A 17024-nucleotide genomic window follows, 5' to 3' on the forward strand; every position below is an offset into this window, starting at 1 on the left:
CTTACCCGCCCAACTCACATCTTGGCAGGCGGCCTCAACCGTTCGGTTACCATCGGCGGCAAGCAAAAGCCATATGGAAAAATGTTCAAGGCCTTGCTGGACGGGAACCTGGAATATGCGCTCATGGGCGGAGTTCTGCTGACATCCCGCATACTCATCCGCCAGACCGATGCCGCCGCCCTCCTAGCCATGACAAACGGGGAGCGATTTTTCGTCGGATTTCCTGAGCCTACTGAATATACCCAGATGGACGCGTGCAATGTGCTGAACCTTCACACCCGCTCAAGGGATGCTGTTCTGGATATCCGGCACAGTGTGCGTGCAGGAAATGTCCGCATTCCGGTCGATGCCGTTCACGCCATCGGCCAGGCACGAGCATCGCTCGCCGAATTATCGGCACGGACGGGAGTCCACTGGAAGACGCTATCTCCGATTCTCGGGCCTCAGGATGATGTATTCGGCTGGGAACGAGAAAAGGCATGTGGTAAGCTGGGCCTGCCGCTGTTCGCCTAACGCATATGTACGAATAATCCGGAAGCTCACTCTTCGACAGAGATGAGTTATTCGGATTTTCTGGGGAATATCAGAGAAGAGTTAGTCGAACTCAACAAACTTCCATCGCGTTATTAATCGCTTATGCGGGTCAGTCCCTGCCGGAGCGGCGCTGTTTTCGCGTCGCTTCCAGTTGCGCAGCACCCCGGCGGCTTTCCTGGCTCCCCCGCCTTTCCATTGGCCCGATGCGACAGGGAAACACATGGAACAGGCGTCAGAAGGGCGATGGCGCGGGCTTCGGCGCGCTCAAATTTCGCCTCCAATGTTCCGCAACAGCCGCATCTACTCCATTCCCTCGGCCGCCCTTAACCCATAGCAATCTGGATTGTGCGCGTTGAGGTCCGGCAGAAATGTGGCCCGTGAAACGCCTGCTGCCTTCATCCCTGTCAGGGCCCGACGGATGTCAGCCTGGGAGATGGAGCGGCTATCTATTCCAAATCGTTCGCCGAAGCAGGATTTTGCCCTGCGCGCCCGCGCCGATCCGATGTGCGAAAGCTCCCAGATCGAAGCCGTCGCCTTGCAGGCTCGCTCCGTGCCGGTCTGGATGACCCGCGCTACTCCAGTGAAAGGTGAACTGCGATGAATGTCATGGCCGCGGCGCGCAGCAGGCGCATTTCGGAGTGTCCAACGGCGATATTGCGATCAACCGCTTGTAGAAGCTTGCCCAAGCCTCATGCACCGCGCGGATATTCGGACTGCCCGCATTTGATGCCAGGTCCTGATTATGTTGGGCCAGTTGCTCGAAGCGCGCCTGCTCATTTATGTTCATGGTTTACAGAAACTTCCCGTCTGCTTTGAAGCGCAGGAAAGTCGTGAGGCGCCGATAAGTTCAACGGAAAGAGGGTTAATGCGCGCGCTGCCCCGCTTTACGTGAACAGCATGGTTGAGCGCCTGACATCGAGCGAACCGGCACCGTTCGACCGGCTGTTCTGGAAAGCGATAGCTCACTTTTCGGCGGCGGTTCTGGTCGAGGGGCGGAGGCCGTTCAGCGGCCCCGCCCCCTTCCCGTCCGATCAACGGTCGGCCTTGTCCTTCGCCTGCCGCGCGGCGAGTTGACGGGCGGCCGTGGCGGCGGCATCCGTGGCGGTGACGATGCCGTTCCTGTCATCATCCTGCTCGGCAAAGGCACGGGCGCCCGATGCGTCATATTCCGCTTCTGTCATCTTGCTGTCCTTGTCCTTGTCGAGAACGCCGAAGCGGACATGGGCCTGGCGGATCTGGCGCTGCCGCTCCTCTTCCTTCTTCTCTTCGCTTTGGCCGGAGGCGGCGAGTTGCTGTTCGAGGCGGGCACGATATTCGCCGACATATTCCTCTTCGGAAACCCAGCCATCCTTGTTGGCGTCCGTCGCCTGGAAACGGGCGGCGCGGGCGGCGTCGAATTCGGCGCGGGTGACTTGTCCGTCATGGTCGGCGTCATAGTCATGGATGAAGGCGGACCCTTCATGCGGCGCGGCGATCGCCGATGCGGGAAGGGCCAGCAGGGCGGCGGTCAAGGGAAGCAGGATTTTCATAAGGTCTCCGTCAGATGGAAAAGGCGCGGCGCTCATGCCGCATCGAAGGCAAGGGTGTAGGTGTAGCTGCGATAGGGTGTTTCCGCCCCGGCGGGCGCGGCGGCGCGATGGCGGACGAGGATGAGGTAGGTCCCGGCATCCTCCGGCTTCAGGCTGAACCGGCCGTCCGCGCCGCTCCTGACCTGCGCCGCCACCTTGCGGCCGTCATACAGGCCAGCGCTGCGGAACAGGGTGATGCCGGTCTGCGCCAGCGGCTTGCCGTCGAACAGCAGCAGGAAAGCCGCGTCCGATCCCGCCGTGATGCCGTTGGGATGCGTGACCGGCTGTATTTCCAGGCCCCGGCCGGTGGGTTTCAGTGCGGCGGCGCTGGGCTGGCCGCGCGTCACATAGGCTTCGGCCAGCGTCATGCTCTGCACATCGACCTGTTCGGCATTGGCGGGCGGTTCGGCGCCCTCCCCGCGCATCTGCCATTTGCCGTCCAGCCTGAACATCTTGCCCTTGCGCCCGGCGCGCTGGCCGCTGGTCACGCGATAGGTGCCATCGGCCGGGATCGCCGCTTCGAAGACGGACAGGTCGCGCAGATGCGTGACCGGCCCGGCGGGCAGATCCTTTCCATCCGGCCCCACCAGATGGAAGGTCGCGCCGCGCATCGCGACTTCGGGCAGGAAGGCGTCCTCCGCGAAGGCGGACTGGACGGTGACATGGTCGCCTTTCCCCAGATCGAACTGTGTGGGCAGCACATAGGGCATGTGCGCCTGCGCGGCGGAAGCGCCGGTCAGGACGAGCAAAAGCCCGGCGGAACGAAGTGATAATGATGGCATGAGTACCCCCTTTCTGCGGCGCTGCTAACTCTAATGCGACTCACTTGCAATATCAATTCTATCTGCTAGGTGGCTGGCCTCGGGCGCATTCCTGTCCTGTCCATTGCTGCAAAGGGGGCCGCAAATATGATGAAGATGAAATCGATGCTGCTGTTGGGAAGCGCGCTGATCGCCGCGCCGGTAGCCGCCTGGGCGCAGGAGGAGAATGCGCCGGAAACGACGCGCATGACGCTGGACCGCATGGTCATTTCCGCTGGCACGGAAAAGGTCGCGATCGACACGCCGCAAGCGGTCAGCACGCTGGATCAGGACGATATCGACCAGGTGCAGGCGACCACTATCGGCGATCTGCTGGAAGGCATGCCGGGGGTCAATGTGCAGGGCGGCGTCGGCCAGCTTGGCCAGGGCTTCAACATTCGCGGCATGGGCACGGCGATCGGCGATTCGGACAACCGCATCCTGATGACCGTCGATGGCGTCACCAAATTCTACGAACAATATCGCATGGGCGCCTTTTTCAGCGAGCCGGAACTGTACAAGCGGGTGGAGGTGCTGCGCGGCCCCGCTTCATCGACCCTCTATGGTGCGGGCGCGCTGGCGGGCGTCATCAATTTCACGACCAAAGATGCGTCGGACTTCCTGAGCAGCGGCGATCCGCTGGCGGTGAGGCTGAAGGCGGCGACGGAAACCAATGCCGCCGCCCATACATTGTCGGGCATCGTCGCGGCGCAGCCGGTCGAGGGCGTCGAACTTCTGGGCAGCTATAATTACCGCCGCAGCGACGATTACAAGAGCGGCAATGGGCAGACCGTCGCGGCGTCCGCCACGGAATCCGACAGCTGGCTGGTCAAGGGCCGCGTATCGATCGGCGGCAACAGGAAGCATGCCATCTGGGCCAGCTATCAGGATTGGATCAGCGACGCGCCGCAGGTCTATGATCAGGTTTCCGCCGCCACCGGCAACAGCCTGATGCGCCGCCGCGTTCACGACAAGACCGCCGTGCTGGGCTATGTGAACGACTTCAACGGCAGCAAGCTGCTGAACATCGACGCGCAGATCGCCTATTCGCTGTCGAAGGTGCACCAGACCGAAACCAGCTTCCTCGGCCCGCTCGCCTATTCGGATTTCTCCTATGAAAGCTGGCAGGCGAAGGTCCAGAACACCAGCGAGTTCGACCTGGGCGGCGACTGGACGACGTTCCTGATCGTCGGCGGCCAGTGGAGCGAGCAGAAGCGGCGCAATCCGCGCGTTTCCACCAGCGGCACGGTGACGCCGGGCGCGGGCACTCATCCCGAAGGCGACATGACCCGTTATGGCCTGTTCGGCCAGTTGGAGATCATCTGGTCCGACAAGCTGACTATCATGCCGGGCGTGCGGGTCGACTGGAACGACCTGAAGCCCGGCGACACGGTGGTCGGCGGCACCGTCCTGACCAAAAAAGCGCGGGGCAGCGGCGTGTCGCCCAAGCTGGCCGCGCTTTATAACATCACTCCATGGTTCGGCCTGTTCGGATCGGTCGCGCGCACCGTGCGCATGCCCAATATCGACGAAATCTTCACCCGCTCCACGGCCCGGCCCAACAATCCCGATCTGCGCCCGGAGAAGTCGGACAATATCGAAGCCGGTTTCACCCTGTCGTTCGATGATGCGCTGGGCAAGGGCGACAGGTTCCGCGCCAAGACGACGCTGTTCCAGAATGACGTCAAGGACCTGATCGTCAATGTTTCGGCGCCCGCTGGCACGCCCTATTTCCAGAACATCAACCGTTCCCGCTTCAAGGGGCTGGAGATCGAGGCCGAATATGGCATTGGCGGCTTCTTCGCGCGCGGCAATGCGTCCTTCATCGACGGCAAGGACCGGCGGACCGGAGCTTATCTCAACACCATTCCCGCCAATGATTACCGGCTGACGCTGGGCTATGCCGACGCGGCGAGCGGCCTGTCGGGCGGATGGACCGGAGAGTTCGCGGAACGGCAGGACAAGGTCGCCACGGGGCCTTTCTCCTCCGCCGGATCGGGATTGCCGACGCCGGGATACAGCGTCCATAATCTCTTCTTCGCCTTCAAGCCGCAAAGCGGCCCGGCCAGGGGATTTGAATTCCGCATCGCGGCGGACAATATCTTCGACAAACAATATCGCCGCCACCTTTCCTCCCTCGCGGCGGAGGGGCAGAGCTTCAAATTCACCGTGGCCAGCACCTTCTGACGCCATGGCGGGTGCGGGGCATCCTTTCCGGGTGAGCGGGCCAGCGGCGGCATCGCTGCTGGTCAACGGGCTGCTGGTCGCGGCCCTGCTCAACCTGGGGATGGGGCATGCCGGCCGGCGCGCGGAATCTCCGGCGCTGACGGTCCTGTCCCTCGCCCTGCCCAAAGGCGCGGAGCAGGGGAAGGAAGAGGCGGAAGCGGACGCGCCCAGCGTTGCGGCAACTCCGCCCGCTTCCCCCGCCGATCCGCTGCCCGCGCAGCCCCCTGCCGCTGCCGCCATCGCCCCAGCGGCCGTGATGATCCCGTCCAGACTGGCCCTGCCCATGCCCGCTGCCCTCGCCGGAGCGGCGGTCAGCGCAGCGGCCGCGCCAGCGCAGCCGGTATCAGCGGCGGCGGCTTCCCCCTCTCCTCCCGCTGCCCCGGCGGCGCGGCGGGGCGCGGCTGACGGGCTGGACGCCAAGGCGCCCTCCGGCACGAGCCGCAGCTATGCCGCCAAGGTCCGCTCCTGGCTCTACGCCCATAAGATCTATCCCCGCCGCGCCCGGATGCGGCGGGAAGAAGGACGGGTTCAGGTCCGCTTCGTGATCGACCGCGCGGGCATGCTCCTGGAAGGCGCGGTGATCCGGGGATCGGGCGTCGCCGCGCTGGATGAAGAAGCCGAAGCGATGATGCGGCGCGCCTCCCCCTATCCGCGCGCGCCGAACGAACTGCCGGGCGAACGCATCGAATTCACCGTCCCGATCGAGTTCATCCTTCCGGTCTGAGGCCTATAACGGCCAAAAGGATCGGGCACGGATATGATGATGCCGGTCTTCAATTGCCCGGCTCCTACGCCCCCTGTCGCGGCAGCGCCGCCGCAGCAGCAGCGCTGGCCTCCCCATTGCCCCGCTTCCCAAGCGCAATAAGATAGGCGCAGAGCATGTCGGCCAGCGCATCGGCAAACACCTCGATCTCCGAAGCGGCGCGCGGCGTTTCGGAGAAATGCTTGCCCACCTCGCCCAAGGTCATCTTCAAAAGGTTCGCGGCCACATCCCGGCCGCTCGCCGGAAGGCCGGGCAGGGCTTCCGCCATGAAATGCTGCAAGGCGGCATCCACGCCGCCCTTCTTCTCCTTCGCGTCCGGCGCATCCCGATAGAGCGGCGCGGCATCGTTCAAGGCGCTGCGCACCGCCGCTTCCTCGCATTCCGACCGGACGAAGGCGCGCGTGAGGATGCGCACCCGTTCCATGGGCGGCTTTTCGCGGTCCTCCAGGATCGCCTGGAGCAGTTGGCTGGTTTCACGCCACTCGTCGCTCTGAAGGCGAAAGAGGATCGCGGCCTTGTTCGGGAAATATTGGTAGAGCGATCCCACGCTCACCCCGGCCCGCTTTGCAACTCGCGCCATGGTGAAACGCGCCGCGCCCTCCGTCACCAGAACCTGAACAGCGGCCTCCAGAACCGCTTCGACCAGTCCGGCCGAGCGGGCCTGCCTGGGCTGTTTCCGCAAGGAAAGCTGAACGTTCCGGGGACCGGCCAAGCATCGCCTCCGTAATGCGATTAGCGAATGCGACGAATTAGTCGTATTTTGCGGGCCGCACAAGAAAAGCTCATGTTCCACCGGAGTTGCTCATGTCCATTCTCACCACATCCCCGATCGCGCCGCTGCTCGACCACCTGTTCGACGAGGCGGAGGCGAACGCTCCATGGGCGAACCCGGCGTTCACCGGCATCCCGCAGGAAGAGATCATGCGCCTGATGCAGAGCCGCACCGAATATCTCCATTTCTACGGGGAAATGCGTGACTATGCCCTTCCCGTGTCGCGGGAGACGGGCAAGCTCCTCTACATGCTCGCCCGCAGCATGGGCGCGCGCGAGATTGTGGAGTTCGGAACATCCTTCGGCATATCGACCATCCATCTGGCGGCGGCGCTTCGTGAGAATGGCGGCGGCCGCCTGATCACCACCGAGTTCGAGCCGTCCAAACTGGCGCGGGCGCGAGACAATCTGGAAGCCGCCGGTCTGGCCGATCTGGTCGAGTTCCGCGCGGGCGACGCGCTGGAGACGCTGGGCGCCAACCTGCCGGACGCGGTGGACATGCTTCTGCTCGACGGCGCCAAGGCGCTCTATCCCGACGTCCTCGACCGGGTTGAACCGTGGCTGCGGCCGGGCGCGCTCATCATCGCCGACAATGCCGATCACTGCCCGGACTATCTGCAACGCGTGCGCGCGGCGGGAAGCGGCTATATGTCCGTGCCCTATGGCGATGACGTCGAACTGACGATGCGCCTGGGGTGAACATGAAAAAGGCGGCCTCGTGCCGCCTGCCGAATGCTCCCAGGCTCGAAACGAGCCGAGTGGCAATGGTGCCGCTTACGTGACTCGAACACGTGACCCTCGCATTACGAATGCGATGCTCTACCAACTGAGCTAAAGCGGCGTTGGTGGGGCAGATAACAGCGGTTGATGCGCAGGACAAGCGGGCAATGCAAATGGCCGCGTCATCTTCCGCGCCCGGCCGCTTAGCCGCGTCGCAGGACGCGCGCCTCCTCTTCACGGCATGTTTACCATCCGGTGGCAGTGTCGATTCTCAGGAGAAGCTTTTTCTGGGCTAAGGACGCACCCATGGACACTCTGCAAGGGTATGACATCGTCAGTGATCAGGACGATCTGGATCATGCCGGCGACGCAGCCATCGAAACGCCCGCGACCGTCGGGACGGACGAGCGGCGGATGCAGGTGCGTGCCTATAATTATTGGGCGTCGCTGCTGGGCGACCGGACGCTGCCGTCGATCGAGGATCTTTCGCCCGGCGAGCTGGAGGATTTCGGCCCCAACAGCGTGCTGCTGGATTTCAGCGCCGGGATCGAAAATCCCGCGATCGTCTATCTGGGCACCGGGTTGCGCCGGGAATGCGCCATCGAAGGACGCATAGAGCATATCAGCGACGTGCCGCCGCGGTCGCTGCTGTCGCGCCTTACCGACCATTATTTGCAGATCATCGCCAATGCCGCGCCGATCGGCTTCGAAGCGGGCTTCGTCAACCAGCGCGGGGCCGACATATTGTATCGCGGCATATTGATGCCCTTTTCCTCCGATGGCGAGACGATCGATTTCGTCTTCGGCGTGATCAGCTGGAAGGAATTGGCGAGCAACGACGTCAGCGAGGAAATCGGGCGCGAAGTCGACGCCGCGCTGCGTAGTTCCGCCATTGCCGGGGAGGTCACGCCGATCTGGGCGGATGGCCCCGCCGCCGATGAGGATGACGCAGGCACTCTGGACCTTGGCGGAATGGAGACGCTTGGGGAGGACGCGCCGCTCGCCGACTGGCTGGCGCTGGCCCGTGACGGGGTGGAGCAGGCCCGCACCAGCGAGGCGCGCAGCCATAACGCGCTGTATCGCGCCATCGGCCTTGCCTATGACTTTGCGCTGGCGTCCGAAGGCGCGCCCGGCGACTATGCCGAAATGCTGAGCGATGCGGGGATCAAGGTTCAGGCGCGCAGCCCGCTGACGGCAGTGGTCAAGCTGGTATTCGGCGCGACCTACGACAAGACCAGGCTGACCGAATATACGACGGCGCTGGAGCATGCGAAGGCCGCCGGAATGAAGATGGGGACCTTCGCCGATTATCTGGGCCGCTATGAAGGCGGGCTGAAGGCGCTTGTCCGTGACGCACGCACCCAGCGCCGCAGCAGCCTGCCCGCGCGTCCCGACCGCCGGGAAGCGGCGCGCAGCGCGATGAAGGCGGCGGCGCCCCTGGACCTGGGCACGATCACCACCGACCAGGACGGCCTGGCCGTGGTCGTGGCGCGGCGTGAGGCGGACGGGTCGCTGGCGATCGTGGGAGCGCTGCCCGGCGGGCTGGACCTTGGCCAGCGCGTGATCATGGCGGCGGCCGCCTGACCGGAAGCGCGGGCGCTCGCATCATTATTCTAGCTCAAGGCAACTTAATTACCAATCCGGGTTGAGCCCCGGTGATGGCTGACGCATATTGCCCCGATCCGAGGAGGCATGGCGGCCATCCGCGACCTCCTCCGTTACTGCACAGGCGGGACGAACCTGCCGGGAAGAGGTTGCAAATGACGTTACTGGCGGACTCGCAGTCCAAAGAGGTCGACCGTTCCATCCTTTCAGCATTGGAAGCGGCTCTGGCGAAGGGGAGCATCCCCGGCGAGAGCGAGGATTTCGACGATCAGGCCCTGTCCGCCGCCGCCACTTTCCTGGGACGCACCGCGCAGGTGCGCAAGCCTGGCCAGATCGCCATGGCGATCGAGACTTTGGGCGAGGGCGCGCACGGGCGCTATATGCGCATCGCGATCATCAATGACGACATGCCTTTCCTGGTGGATTCCATCGCTGGCACATTGGCGGCGGCGGATGTCACCATCTATCGCCTGCTTCACCCCGTCCTGTCGGTGAATCGCGACGGCAAGGATCAGTTGGCCGCCGTGCTGGACGATGACGAGCCGGGCGCGCGCCGCGAATCGGTGATCTATATCGAGGCGGACAGGGTCGATGCGAAGGGCCGCCGCGCGCTGGAAAAGCAGTTGCGCGAAACGCTGGCCGATGTCCGCGCCGCCGTCACCGACTGGCCCAGAATGCGCGAAGCGATGGCGCGCGATGCCGACACCGTGCCCGACAGCGAGGGCGCGGCGCTGCTGCGCTGGTTTCTGGCGCGGCATTTCACGCAGATCGGGCATGAACGGCGGATGCGCGATGGCACCGTGCAGGCGCCGCTGGGCGTATGCGCGCGGCAGGACACGCCCCTGCTGGCCGAAGCGACGCGCGAAGCCGCCTTTTCCTGGTTCGAGGAGGGCAAGCGCAACCCGCTGATCATCAAGTCGAACCATGTGTCGCGCGTGCACCGGCCCGTCCTGCTGGACCTGATCATCGTGCCCGTGCGCGAGGGCAAGCAGGTGGTGGCGCTGTCCATCCATGCGGGCATGTGGACCAGCGCGGCGCTGGCGGCGACGCCGGACAAGGTGCCGCTGCTGCGGTCGGCCCTGTCGGAACTGATGGAAAAGTTCGGCTTCGATCCGGCCGGTCATGCGGGCAAGGTGCTGGCCCATGCGCTGACGGCCCTGCCCCATGACATATTGATCGGGTTCGATCATGACACGCTGGAGCGGCTGGCGCTGACCTTCATGTCGCTGACCGACCGGCCGCGTCCCAAGCTGGCGCTGGGGACGAGCGCGCTGGCGCGGCACCTCTACGCCTTCGCCTGGCTGCCGCGTGAGGAGTTGACGACGGCGCGCCGCCTGGCGGTGCAGGACATGCTGGCGCAGGCGGCGAACGCGACGGTGCTCAGCTGGTCGATCGCGCTGGAGGAAAGCGGCCTTGCCTTGCTGCGCATCACGCTGGACCTGCGCGACGGCGGCGTGGTGCCCGACGAACAGCCGCTCGACCGGCAGTTGAAGCAGATGGTGCGGGGCTGGCTGCCCGCCGTCGAGGAAGCCCTGGCGGAGATGGAGGAGCCCGGCCGCGCCGCCGCCCTGGCGCAGCGTTTCGCCTCCGGCTTTCCGCTGGGCTACCGCAATGGCGCTGGCCCGGCCGAAGCGGCGATCGACATCCGCCTCCTGCACGGGCTTGCCGGATCTCACGACAAGTCGATCCGCATCTACCGCAACGGCGATGAAGGGGCGGAGCGGCTGCGGCTGAAACTCTACAGCCACGACGTCATCGCCCTTTCCGAAGTCGTGCCTGCCTTCGAGAATTTCGGCTTCCGCGTGATCGACGAGATGACGACCGCCGTTGACGGCGGCGCGCTGGGCCATGTGCAGCGGTTCGTGCTGGAACTGCCCGCTGGCAGCGACGCGGACGGGGTGATCGCCCGCGCGTCCATCGTCACCGAAGCGATCGCGCAGGTGCTGGAAGGCCGCGCCGAAAATGACCGCTTCAACGAACTGATCGTCACCGCGGGCTTGTCGCCGCAGGCGGTGGTCCTGTTCCGCGCGCTGTTCCGCTATCTGCGCCAGACGGGCATGGCCTATGGCCTCGCCACCTTCGCCGAAACGCTGCGGCGCGAGCAGGCGATCGCCCACAGCCTCGTCGCCCTGTTCGAAGCGCTGCACAATCCCGCCGCCACGGATGGAACGGAAAAGGCAGGCGCGGCGCAGGCCGCGATCGCCGCCGGGCTGGAGCAGGTGAAGGCGATCGACGAAGACCGGGTTCTGCGCCTGCTGCGCGCCGTGATCACCGCGACGCTGCGCACGAATTTCTTCAGCGACTTCGCTCAGGAAGCACTGGCGTTCAAGCTCGACAGCGCGCAGGTGCCGGGCCTGCCCGCGCCGCGCCCCTGGCGGGAGATCTGGGTCTATTCACCGCGCGTCGAGGGCATTCACCTGCGCGCCGGCCCGGTCGCGCGCGGCGGGCTGCGCTGGTCCGACCGGCGCGACGATTTCCGCACGGAGATATTGGGGCTGATGAAGGCGCAGCGGGTGAAGAACGCCGTGATCGTCCCGACCGGGGCGAAGGGCGGATTCTACCCCAAGCAGCTTCCCGACCCGCAGCGCGACCGCGAAGCATGGATGGCGGAGGGCACTGAAAGCTACCGCATCTTCATCCGCGCGCTGCTGTCGGTGACGGACAATATCGTGAGCGGGAAGGTCGAGCATCCGGCCAAGGTGCGCATCCTCGATGGCGACGACCCCTATTTCGTCGTCGCCGCCGACAAGGGCACGGCGACGTTCAGCGACGTCGCCAACGCCATCGCTTTGGAGCGCAATTTCTGGCTGGGCGACGCCTTCGCCAGCGGCGGATCGCATGGCTATGACCATAAGGCGATGGGCATCACCGCGCGCGGGGCGTGGATCAGCGTCAGGCGTCATTTCGCGGAACTGGGCATCGACGTGCAGAGCCAGCCCGTGAAGGTCATCGGCTGCGGCGATATGTCGGGCGACGTGTTCGGCAACGGAATGCTGCTGTCCAAGGCGATCAAGCTGGTCGCCGCCTTCGACCACCGCCACATCTTCCTGGACCCTGATCCCGATCCGGCGAAATCCTGGGAAGAACGGGCGCGTCTGTTCGCCCTGCCCCGGTCAAGCTGGGACGATTATGACAAGTCGCTGATCTCCAGGGGCGGCGGCGTGTTCCCGCGCTCGCTCAAGAGCATCAGGCTCACCCCTGAGGTGCAGGCCATGCTGGGCGTTGCCGATACGGAACTGGAGCCTGCCGCGCTGATTTCGGCTATCCTCAAAAGCCCCAACGACCTGCTGTGGTTCGGCGGCATCGGCACCTATGTGAAGGCGGCCGCGCAGAGCCAGGCGGATGTGGGCGACCCGGCCAATGACCGGCTGCGTGTCGATGCGGAGGAATTGCGCGTCAAGGTCGTCGGCGAAGGCGCGAACCTGGGTGTCACCCAGGCGGCGCGCATCGTCTTTTCCCTGCGCGGCGGGCGGATCAACACCGATTTCATCGACAACAGCGCCGGCGTCGACTGTTCGGATAATGAGGTGAATATCAAGATCGCGCTGAACAAGGAAATGGCCGAGGGCCGCCTTTCCTTCGACGCGCGCAACAAGCTGCTGGAAAGCATGACCGATGCGGTGGCGGACATCGTGCTGGAGGATAACCGCCTCCAGGCGCTGGGCCTTTCCATCGCCGAAGCGGGCGGCGCGGCGGAATTGGCCTCATATGTCCGGCTGATCGAGATGTTCGAGGAAAGCGGATGGCTCGACCGGCGGGTGGAAGGGCTCGCCCCCAATGACCAGTTGCTGCGGCGCGGGCAGGACGGGCTGGGCATGACGCGGCCGGAACTGGCGGTGCTGCTGTCCACCGCCAAGCTCGCCTTGCAGGAAGCGGTCGAACATGGCGGCCTGGACGCTGATCCCAGCATGGGCGCCGAACTCGCCGCAGCATTCCCGCCCGCCATGCAGAAGAAGGAAGCGGACGCGATCGCGGCCCATGCGCTGCGCAAGGAGATCATCGCGACGAAGGTCGCCAACCGCATCGTCAACCGGCTGGGCCTGATCCACCCCTTCGAACTGGCGGAGGAGGAAGGCTGTTCGCTTGGCGACCTGGCCAACGCCTTCCTGATCGCGGAGCGGCTCTACGACATTCGCCAGCTATGGGCGGACATCGACGGGGCGGAGATGGCCGAAGGCGCGCGCCTTGGCCTGTTCGCCGACGTCGCCAGCGGCATGCGCGCGCAGATCGCCGATATCCTGCGCGCCCTGCCGCCCGGCACGCTGCCCGGCGAAGGCCATGCGATGCTGGCCAAGGGCGTCGGCAAGCTCGCGTCCCAGGTGGATGAACTGCTGACCAGCGAAGCCATGCGCCGGGTCAATGCCGTGACCGATCACCTGCTGGGCCGGGGCGCGCCCGAAGCGCTGGTCCGGCGCACGGTGGGGCTGTTCAAGCTGGACGGGGCCGTGGGCATAGCGGCACTGGCGGACCGGCTGAAGGTGGATGAAGTCGACCTGACGCGCGCCTTCACGCATCTGGGCGAGGCGCTGGGCGTCGATTGGGTGCAGTCCACCGCCGCGCGAATGGCGCCGTCCGACCCGTGGGAACGGCTGCTGATATCCGGCGTCGCGCGGGACATGCAGCAGGTGCGGCTGGAGTTTCTGGCGCAGGCAGGCGGCAAGGATGTCGCCGGGCATGTGGAACGCTGGCTCACGGACAAGGCGGCGCGGGTGGCGCAGTTCAGGGGACTGGTGCAGCGCGCCCGTTCCGCCCCGCTGCCCAATGTCGCGATGCTGGCCGAAGTCGCGGGACAGGCGCGCGGGCTGCTGGGGCGGTGATGCTGCCGGGGCGGGCGGATTTTCGTTCGTCCGCCTGTTTGCAGCAGGCTACCCGCCCGCAAGGGGACAAGTATCAGCTACATTTTGATACAATTCCTCAGGCATGACAGGTTTGCAATTGCGAGTCGTTCGCGTTATGAAGCGGCCACTTTTCGTCAGGATCGCATCTCATTCCATGCACGCCCCCGTCAGCGCCGCACAGAAGAAAAAGAAAAGCCGTAAGGCCTTCTGGCTCAAGCAGCTGCACAGCTGGCATTGGATCAGCTCGGCCATCAGCCTGATCGGCCTGCTGCTGTTCGCCTTCACCGGCATCACCCTCAACCACGCCGCCGATGTGGAAGGCGCACCGCAGACGGTGGAAAAGTCTGCGAGCTTGCCGCCCGCGCTGTTGAAGCAGGTCGCGCCGGACGATGCGCCCGACGCCAAGAAGCCGTTGCCGCCCGGCATCGCGGCCTGGGTGCAAAAGGAAGTCGGGCAGCGCGGCGATGGCGAGGCCGAATGGTCGGCCGACGAAATCTACCTGCCCCTGCCCCGCCCCGGCGGCGACGGCTGGGTATCGATCGACCGGCATAGCGGCGCGGTGACGAGCGAGGCGACGAGCCGCGGCTGGATCAGCTACCTCAACGACCTGCACAAGGGGCGCAATACCGGCACGGTCTGGAAATGGTTCATCGACATTTTCGCCGTGGCCTGCTTCCTGTTCGCGCTGACCGGGCTGCTGCTGCTCCAGCTTCATGCGGCGAAGCGGCCGAGCACCTGGCCGCTGGTCGCGATCGGGCTCGCCATTCCGGCGATGCTCGCCATCATCTTCATTCATTAAGGGGACCCGACGTCATGCAGAGCGGCTACAAACTCATCCTTGGCGGCGGCGCTGCCCTTGGCGCGGCGGCGGCGGGCGGCACGGCGCAGGCGCAGACGATGAACGTCAGCGTCACCATCCCCCGCCTGACGGTCGCCGAATATCACCGGCCCTATGTCGCCATCTGGCTGGAAAAGGAAGGCGCTGCGCCCCGTACCCTGTCGGTCTGGTATGATGTGGACAAGGCGAAGGGCGAAGGTACGAAATGGCTGCGCGACATTCGCCAGTGGTGGCGCGTGTCGGGCCGGACGATGAGCTTCCCCGCCGATGGCGTGAGTGGAGCGACCCGCGCGCCGGGCGAACAGAAGATCGCCTTCACCGCTGGCAAGGGGCCGCTGCCCCGGCTTGGCGCGGGCAATTACACGCTGGTCGTGGAAGCGGCCCGCGAAGTGGGCGGGCGCGAACTCGTCCGCCTGCCGTTCAGCTGGCCGCCCAAAGCGGGCGCTGCCGTGCGGGCAAAGGGCAATAGCGAATTGGGCGCGGTCAGCGTCTCCTTCAGCAAATAAGGGGAAATGTCATGAAGGCCAGATATCTCATCGCGGGCGCGATCGGCGCGCTGCTTCTTTCGGGCGCGGCGCAGGCGCACCGCCAATGGATGCTGCCCTCCTCCACCAGCCTTTCGGGCAATGAAAGCTGGGTGACGGTGGATGCGGCCGTGTCCAACGACCTCTTCTATTTCGATCATGTTCCAATGCGGACCGACAATATCCAGGTGACGCAGCCTGACGGTACGGAGGGCAAGATCGAAAACAGCGCGACCGGCAAATACCGCTCGACCTTCGACGTGCACCTGACGAAGCCGGGCACCTATCGCATCGCCAGCGTTTCGACCGGCATCATGGGCGGCTATACGCTGGACGGCGAGCAGAAGCGCCTGCCGCGCGGCACCACCAAGGATAATCTGGCGGCGGCCATCCCGGCCGGAGCCACCAACGTCCAGACGATTGAGGCGTCCAACCGCAACGAGATTTACGTGACGCTGGGCGCGCCGACCTCCACCATCTTCAAGCCCACCGGCAACGGCATCGAACTGGTGCCGGTCACCCACCCCAATGATCTGGTGGCGGGCGAGGCGGCGACCTTCCAGTTCCTGCTCGACGGCAAGCCCGCCGCTGGCCTCAAGGTAACGGCGATTCCCGGCGGCAGCCGCTATCGTGACTCGTCCGGCCAGATCGATCTTGTCACCGGCGCCGACGGCAAGCTGACGATCACCTGGCCGCAGCCGGGCATGTATTGGCTGAACGCCAGCACCGGCGGCGGGCGTGAAGGCGGCGAAGGCATGGGCGCGCCGGGCGCCGGATCGCCTGCCCAGCAGCCGCAGCGTCCCGCCGGGCCGCCGCAGCGCCGCGCTTCCTATGTAACGACGCTGGAAGTGCTTGCGCCCTGACCGGCATCCGCATCGCCATCCCTGCCAACCTGCTGCCCGATCAACTGGCCGGGCGGCAGCGGCAAGGCCGCATTACCGATCTGTCGGGCCCCACCATGGGCACAAGCTGGTCGGCCCGCATCGTCGACGCGCCCTCCGGCTGCGGAGCGGCGATCGCGGACGTGCTCGCCAGCGTCATCGGCGAGATGAGCAATTGGGAAGCCGGGTCCGACATCAGCCGGTTCAACGGGTCTGCGATCGGGGCCTGGGTTCCCCTGCCGCCCGGCATGATGACGGTGTTGCAGGCGGGACTCGCCATGGCGCGGCTGTCGGGCGGAGCGTTCGATCCTGCGGTGGGCAGGCTGGTCGATAGCTGGGGGTTCGGCCCCTCGGGTGCTTCCGCGCCAGCCACGCGGCCGAACCATCCCTCCCCCTGGACGGCCATAGAAATTGAGCATGGGCGGGCGCGCCGCCTTGCCGATGTGACGCTTGATTTTTCCGGCATTGCCAAGGGATTCGCCGTCGACGCCCTTGCGCGGCGGCTGCGCGATCTGGGCGCGCGGCACTTCCTTGTCGAGATCGGCGGAGAGCTGCGCGGCGATGGCGTCAAGCCTGACGGCCAGCCCTGGTGGGTCGATGTGGAATCGCCGCCCGGCCTGGCTGTGCCGACGCTCCGCGTGGCGCTGTGCGGTCTTTCCGTCGCGACATCGGGGGATTATCGCCGCTTTCGCCTGGAGGGCGGCGCGCGCCTGTCGCACAGCATCGATCCCGCGAGCGGCATGCCGGTGGCCAATGACGTGGCGTCAGTGACCGTGCTGCATGACAGCGCCATGATGGCCGACGCCTGGGCGACCGCCATCACCGTGATGGGGCATGAACGCGGCATGGCGCTCGCCACCCGCCACGGCATTGCCGCGCGGCTGATCCGCAGGGAAGGCGGGGGCGGTCAGGAATATATGACCCCTGCGCTGGCGGCGATGCTCGACTGATCGCGC

13 protein-coding genes and 1 tRNA gene are annotated in these 17024 nt (G+C 65.5%); 10 read left to right on the forward strand and 4 right to left on the reverse strand.

Features of this window, described 5'->3' with window-relative positions:
- Positions 1–513 (forward strand): hypothetical protein (locus tag ET21_RS28020; RefSeq protein WP_037470363.1); only part of this gene is annotated, 513 nt, incomplete at its 5' end.
- Between the two features lie 1052 nt (positions 514–1565).
- Here the strand turns inward: ET21_RS28020 and ET21_RS0105825 are convergent.
- Together ET21_RS0105825 and ET21_RS0105830 are read right to left on the reverse strand one after the other, a co-directional pair.
- The gene (locus ET21_RS0105825; RefSeq protein ID WP_030538916.1) at positions 1566–2063 is read right to left on the reverse strand and encodes a hypothetical protein; all 498 of its coding nucleotides are present in this window, start codon (positions 2061–2063) and stop codon (positions 1566–1568) included.
- A gap of 32 nt (positions 2064–2095) precedes the next feature.
- Complete coding sequence (locus ET21_RS0105830) at positions 2096–2884, reverse strand: DUF4198 domain-containing protein (RefSeq protein WP_030538917.1); 789 nt, start codon at positions 2882–2884, stop codon at positions 2096–2098.
- 126 nt (positions 2885–3010) lie between these two features.
- Here ET21_RS0105830 and ET21_RS0105835 point away from each other — a divergent pair, with 126 nt between their 5' ends.
- Together ET21_RS0105835 and ET21_RS0105840 are read left to right on the forward strand one after the other, a co-directional pair.
- Positions 3011–5089, forward strand: coding sequence for a TonB-dependent receptor (locus ET21_RS0105835; protein WP_030538918.1), 2079 nt, complete (start codon positions 3011–3013; stop codon positions 5087–5089).
- Between the two features lie 4 nt (positions 5090–5093).
- A complete protein-coding gene (locus ET21_RS0105840; protein ID WP_030538919.1) occupies positions 5094–5852 on the forward strand; it encodes an energy transducer TonB in 759 nt (252 codons plus the stop codon).
- Between the two features lie 64 nt (positions 5853–5916).
- Here ET21_RS0105840 and ET21_RS0105845 read toward each other — a convergent pair whose 3' ends face one another.
- On the reverse strand, positions 5917–6603 hold the full coding sequence (locus ET21_RS0105845; protein WP_030538920.1) for a TetR family transcriptional regulator: 687 nt from the start codon (positions 6601–6603) through the stop codon (positions 5917–5919).
- A 92-nt stretch (positions 6604–6695) separates the two neighbouring features.
- Here ET21_RS0105845 and ET21_RS0105850 point away from each other — a divergent pair, with 92 nt between their 5' ends.
- Complete coding sequence (locus ET21_RS0105850) at positions 6696–7361, forward strand: O-methyltransferase (protein WP_030538921.1); 666 nt, start codon at positions 6696–6698, stop codon at positions 7359–7361.
- Between the two features lie 66 nt (positions 7362–7427).
- On the opposite strand, the gene ET21_RS0105855 is transcribed toward ET21_RS0105850, so the two are convergent.
- A tRNA-Thr gene (locus ET21_RS0105855) sits at positions 7428–7503 on the reverse strand.
- Between the two features lie 185 nt (positions 7504–7688).
- On the opposite strand from ET21_RS0105855, the gene ET21_RS0105860 reads away from it, so the two are divergent.
- The 6 genes from ET21_RS0105860 (at position 7689) to ET21_RS0105885 (ending at position 17018) form a co-directional block, all read left to right on the forward strand.
- On the forward strand, positions 7689–8966 hold the full coding sequence (locus ET21_RS0105860) for a hypothetical protein (protein WP_030538922.1): 1278 nt from the start codon (positions 7689–7691) through the stop codon (positions 8964–8966).
- Positions 8967–9142: 176 nt separating this feature from the next.
- Positions 9143–13804 (forward strand): NAD-glutamate dehydrogenase domain-containing protein, encoded by a 4662-nt coding sequence (locus ET21_RS0105865; RefSeq protein ID WP_030538923.1) that lies wholly within the window; start codon positions 9143–9145, stop codon positions 13802–13804.
- A 175-nt stretch (positions 13805–13979) separates the two neighbouring features.
- Entirely contained in the window at positions 13980–14624 is a 645-nt protein-coding gene (locus ET21_RS0105870; protein ID WP_030538924.1) for a PepSY-associated TM helix domain-containing protein, read from the forward strand.
- A 14-nt stretch (positions 14625–14638) separates the two neighbouring features.
- The gene (locus ET21_RS0105875) at positions 14639–15169 is read left to right on the forward strand and encodes a DUF2271 domain-containing protein (protein ID WP_030538925.1); all 531 of its coding nucleotides are present in this window, start codon (positions 14639–14641) and stop codon (positions 15167–15169) included.
- 11 nt (positions 15170–15180) lie between these two features.
- Positions 15181–16050, forward strand: a complete 870-nt coding sequence (locus ET21_RS0105880) for a DUF4198 domain-containing protein (RefSeq protein WP_030538926.1) — start codon at positions 15181–15183, stop codon at positions 16048–16050.
- A 95-nt stretch (positions 16051–16145) separates the two neighbouring features.
- Positions 16146–17018 (forward strand): FAD:protein FMN transferase, encoded by an 873-nt coding sequence (locus tag ET21_RS0105885; protein WP_030538927.1) that lies wholly within the window; start codon positions 16146–16148, stop codon positions 17016–17018.
- Positions 17019–17024 lie beyond the last annotated feature (6 nt).

The organism is Sphingobium sp. DC-2, from assembly GCF_000722555.1.
GTDB lineage: Bacteria > Pseudomonadota > Alphaproteobacteria > Sphingomonadales > Sphingomonadaceae > Sphingobium > Sphingobium quisquiliarum.

What these genes read in the sequence shown, in the direction of transcription:
- ET21_RS0105825 (WP_030538916.1), bottom strand. Translation starts at nt 2,063, where the DNA reads ATGAAAATCCTGCTTCCCTTGACCGCCGCCCTGCTGGCCCTTCCCGCA.
- ET21_RS0105840 (WP_030538919.1), top strand. Translation starts at nt 5,094, where the DNA reads ATGGCGGGTGCGGGGCATCCTTTCCGGGTGAGCGGGCCAGCGGCGGCA.
- ET21_RS0105830 (WP_030538917.1), bottom strand. Translation starts at nt 2,884, where the DNA reads ATGCCATCATTATCACTTCGTTCCGCCGGGCTTTTGCTCGTCCTGACC.
- ET21_RS0105875 (WP_030538925.1), top strand. Translation starts at nt 14,639, where the DNA reads ATGCAGAGCGGCTACAAACTCATCCTTGGCGGCGGCGCTGCCCTTGGC.
- ET21_RS0105870 (WP_030538924.1), top strand. Translation starts at nt 13,980, where the DNA reads ATGCACGCCCCCGTCAGCGCCGCACAGAAGAAAAAGAAAAGCCGTAAG.
- ET21_RS0105850 (WP_030538921.1), top strand. Translation starts at nt 6,696, where the DNA reads ATGTCCATTCTCACCACATCCCCGATCGCGCCGCTGCTCGACCACCTG.
- ET21_RS0105860 (WP_030538922.1), top strand. Translation starts at nt 7,689, where the DNA reads ATGGACACTCTGCAAGGGTATGACATCGTCAGTGATCAGGACGATCTG.
- ET21_RS0105865 (WP_030538923.1), top strand. Translation starts at nt 9,143, where the DNA reads ATGACGTTACTGGCGGACTCGCAGTCCAAAGAGGTCGACCGTTCCATC.
- ET21_RS0105885 (WP_030538927.1), top strand. Translation starts at nt 16,146, where the DNA reads ATGGGCACAAGCTGGTCGGCCCGCATCGTCGACGCGCCCTCCGGCTGC.
- ET21_RS0105835 (WP_030538918.1), top strand. Translation starts at nt 3,011, where the DNA reads ATGATGAAGATGAAATCGATGCTGCTGTTGGGAAGCGCGCTGATCGCC.
- ET21_RS0105880 (WP_030538926.1), top strand. Translation starts at nt 15,181, where the DNA reads ATGAAGGCCAGATATCTCATCGCGGGCGCGATCGGCGCGCTGCTTCTT.